Source organism: Candidatus Protofrankia californiensis (genome assembly GCF_900634765.1).
In the GTDB taxonomy this organism is placed as follows: Bacteria; Actinomycetota; Actinomycetes; order Frankiales; family Frankiaceae; genus Protofrankia; species Protofrankia californiensis.
In genome coordinates this window covers 1-3725 of the sequence record NZ_CAAAFT010000155.1, presented here as the reverse complement: position 1 = coordinate 3725, position 3725 = coordinate 1, and the positions used below count along the sequence as shown (strand labels likewise).

Annotated in this window: 3 protein-coding genes and 1 pseudogene; 1 reads left to right on the top strand and 3 read right to left on the bottom strand. The window is 71.4% G+C overall.

Going from position 1 to position 3725, the window contains the following annotated elements; translation table 11 throughout:
* Window positions 1–165 precede the first annotated feature (165 nt).
* The 3 genes from DD1DGNOD_RS08990 to DD1DGNOD_RS08980 form a co-directional block, all read right to left on the bottom strand.
* The gene (locus DD1DGNOD_RS08990) at window positions 166–981 is read right to left on the bottom strand and encodes an ExeA family protein (protein ID WP_131769877.1); all 816 of its coding nucleotides are present in this window, start codon (window positions 979–981) and stop codon (window positions 166–168) included.
* Complete coding sequence (locus DD1DGNOD_RS08985) at window positions 978–2423, bottom strand: DDE-type integrase/transposase/recombinase (RefSeq protein WP_131769876.1); 1446 nt, start codon at window positions 2421–2423, stop codon at window positions 978–980. The genes DD1DGNOD_RS08990 and DD1DGNOD_RS08985 overlap by 4 nt, the downstream gene beginning before the upstream one ends.
* Before the next feature lie 65 nt (window positions 2424–2488).
* The gene (locus DD1DGNOD_RS08980) at window positions 2489–3223 is read right to left on the bottom strand and encodes a helix-turn-helix domain-containing protein (RefSeq protein ID WP_206443040.1); all 735 of its coding nucleotides are present in this window, start codon (window positions 3221–3223) and stop codon (window positions 2489–2491) included.
* A gap of 67 nt (window positions 3224–3290) precedes the next feature.
* Between DD1DGNOD_RS08980 and DD1DGNOD_RS08975 the strand changes: the two are divergent.
* A pseudogene (locus DD1DGNOD_RS08975) lies at window positions 3291–3725 on the top strand (transposase); the annotation flags it as partial.

The window sequence follows — 3725 nt, the reverse complement described above, 5'->3', positions numbered from 1 at the left end:
CCACCTGTCTCCGGGTGAGTGCCGGCAGGGCCGGGTGTTGGCCGACGTTCGGCGTGAGGATGTCAGCGTCGTTGCTGGTGAGGATGCGAGCCCCGCCCGGCGGGGTGGCGGGCGGGGCTTGGTGTGCGGGCTGTCGGCGTGGTGTGCGCGCTGTCGTGGTGGTGGTCAGTCTGTCGCGGCGATCTCGGTGACGGCGGCGCGGGCGGAGGACTCGTCGACGATGGTCTTGTTGGTGGCGTAGGCGGCGATCAGGGCCTGGACGGCGAGGTTGTTGATCGTTCGGGGGTGGCCGCGGCTAGTGGTATGGATCATGGTGATCGCGTCGTCGGAGAACAGCGGGTCGGAGCGGCCGACGAGGGCGAGGTGGTGGCGCAGGTAGCTGCTCGTCTCGGTGGGGGTCATGCCGGTCATGTGGTAGCGGACGGCGATGCGCTGGTCGACGGCGGCGAAGGCGCCCATTTTGATGTCGCGGCGGAGTTTGGGCTGGCCGATGAGCAGGCAGGCGAACGGGCTGGTGGAGTCCATGTCGTGGTTGGTGAGCATCCGGATGCCCTCGAGTTGGGCGTGGTCGAGCATGTGGGCTTCGTCGATGACGAGGATGGGGGTGCGGCCGCGTTCGGTGTGTTCGGTGGCCAGCGCGTCGGCGGCCTGGGGGATGAGGGTGGCGTGGTGGAAGCGGGGGGCGCCGCCGAGGGCGGTGACGATGGCGTGGAGCAGGCCGCGGGCGCCGACGGTGGGGTTGCCGAGGTAGATGATGGTGTGGCGGGTGGGGTCGAGGCCGGCGAGCGCGGCGCGGACCGCGACGGTCTTACCGACACCGACTTCGCCGGTGAGCACGGCGAGGGCTTTCTCCCCGACGGCCCAGGTGAGGCGGGCGGCGGCTTCGGCGTGCGCGGTGTGGCGGTGGAGCATGCCGGGCGCGAGCGCGCGGCCGAACGGCATGCGGGTGAATCCGTAGTGGGCTTGCAGCCGTTCAATCATGAGACGTCCTGGTTGTTGTGGTTGTCGGTGCGGTCGGGCAGCCCGGTGAGGTCGAGCTGGCCGGGTAGCTGACCGTCGTCGGCACGGCTGGTGTTGATGGCGAGGGCCGCATAGTTGATAGGCTTTTCCAGCTCGGCGGTGTGCGCGGCGTCCAGCAGATGCAAATAGTTGATACCGGTGGCCGGCGGCGGCTCCTCGGGCTGTTCCGGGCGGGCTTTCGGGTGGGAATGCCGGCCGATCCGGAACGGCGCCGCCGGACCGTAGGAGTGGCCGCGGTGACGAATCTCGATGTCGGTGAGGTCGAACGGGTCGAAGACGAGCTCGACGGTGCGCCCGGTCAGGGACGGGTCGACCTGGTAGCTGTTGGCGTGCAGGGACACGGTCCCGGTCCGGGTGACCTTCCGCTGCTCCGACCACAGGAACGCCTCGCGCAGCTGGGCGGGCGACGGCCGGGGCAGCGGGTCGGGCAGCCCGGCCCGCCAGCGCTCCAGCGGCGCCCGTCCGGTCTCGGAATGCACGGTGGTGTGGTAGACGGTTTCCACCCAGGCGGTCAGCAGCCGGTTCAACTCGGCCAGATCCTGTATTTTTTCGGCGGCGGCGCCGTCGAGCTCGACGAGGAACTGCTGGCGCACCGTCTTGAACAGCCGCTCGATTTTCCCCCGGCCTTCCGGCCGGCCCGGGGTGGAATGCGTGAGTTTGATATCCAGGGTGGCGCAGCCGCGGAGCAGCCAGGAATCCACGAAGGCCGAGCCGTTGTCGACATAGATACGTTCAGGGACGCCGCGGGCGGCCAGCGCCGGGCGTAGCGCGGCGGCGAGCCGGACCGTGTCTTCGTGGTAGCCGAACCGGGCGCCCATCACCGCCCGAGAATGATCGTCCACGAAGGCGAACAGATACGTCTTCCGCCCGGTGCCGATCATCGGTCCGTGCAGAGCGTCGCCGGTCCAGAGCTCATTGGGCCGCTCGGCCTCGAACCGGCCGAACGTGGCCACCGACCCGGCCGGGACGTGGACGCCAGACAGCTCCACGCGGACGAAGTGCCGCTGCACGGTCCGCTCCGACGGCGCCCACCCGCAGCTGGCGCGCAGGATCCGCACGACCTGCGCGGCGGTGCGCGCCGGGTTCTCCCGCTTGAGCGCCGCCGCGACCTCGAGCACCTCGGCCGGGGTCCGCGCCGTCACGTTCGCCGGACGCGGCACCAACGCCGTGAACCCCCCGACCCGGTAGGCCCGCACCCATCGGTCGATGCTGGCCCGCGACACGCGCACCGGTGCCCCGGACGGCCCCCGATGCTCGGTCTCGGCCAGCGCCCGAACCATCCGCCCCCGTTGCCGGGTCGACAAGGCAGGGTCGACCACCTCCTGGATCACCGTGTAGCGGAACAGCCCCACCGTCCTGGCCCGCTCGGCCCGCGCGCGGTCCTCCCGCTCGGCGTGGTTCACTCCGTCGCCCCTTCTCCCACATGATCGGACATGTCGAAGGCCACGATTTCGGGTGATCAAGGCTGTCACCAGGGGCGACCCGTGTTGATCGTTACCGGGGTGAAAGCCGGGGCCAGTAGCCGACCGCCGGTGACCGCGCACGCCACCTCCCACGGCGACACCGCGCCCACAGCCGGACCCCACCGGGCCGTCACCGCCGCGCCGACCGCCAGCACCGCGTTCACCGCGTCCCCGATCGGCGATCCCGCCGGCGCCAGCCCCGGCGGGTCCGGGTCCACCGCGCCGAGCAGCACCGTGAACGCCACCCGCACCGGCTCCGCCGACGCCCGGAACCGCCGCAGCCAGCCCCGCGCGGTCGCCTCCGGCCGGCCCAGCCGGCCGGCGACCCGCCGATACCCCCAGCCGGCCGCAGCCAACACCAGCCCGGCCCCGACAACCACCGCCACGTCCGCCCGCCGGGCCAGACACGTCACCGGCAGCAGCACGTGTGTCGCCCCACAGCCCACGCACAACGCCCTCCGCGGCCGCAACCACCGCCGCCCCACCGCGTACCGCACCACCCGAGGCCGCGCGAACCCCCATGGCGCCAGCCGGCCCTCACAACCAGGACATGACAGCCCACCCGCACGCAGCCGCGCCTCGACCTCAACCTGATCTGCGCCTACCGTGACCAGAAGTGCCTCCGCGCACCGCACGGCCCTCCCGTCCACTCCGGCAAGAGACGCGGGAGGGCCGACCCATATCCCGGACGTCCTCACCCTGTCGTCGCGCACGAACGACCCGATCAGCGGGTAGGCCAACCACCCACATCCGCACCCGCCTGACGTCAACCCACCCCTACGTCCTCACGGGGAAAGACGCCCAACACCCGTTCCCAAACCCGGTGGTCGACCGCCGGTGTACGAACGGCGGGAGATCGTGAATGCGATGGCCTACTGGGTGCGGGCGGGGTGTGCCGGGTGGCTGCTGTCGCATGACCTGCCCCCGTGGCAGACGGTCTACCACTAACTGGCGTACCTGGCGGATCGGGGGCCGCTGGGAACAGATCCTGACCCGGCTACGGGAAGTCGACCGCACCGCCCGGGGCCGGGACCCCACCCTGGGTGCGGGGGTCTGTGACAGCCAGAGCGTGCGTGCCGGCGACCGCGGCGGGCTGCATGGCTACGACGGCGGGAAGAAGGTCAACGGGGTCAAGCGGCATCTGCTCGTCGACACTCTCGGCACCGTGCTGACCGCCTGCGTGAGTCCGGCCGGCGTCGATGACCGGGACGGGGCGAAAGTACTGCTGTCCCAGGCATGCGA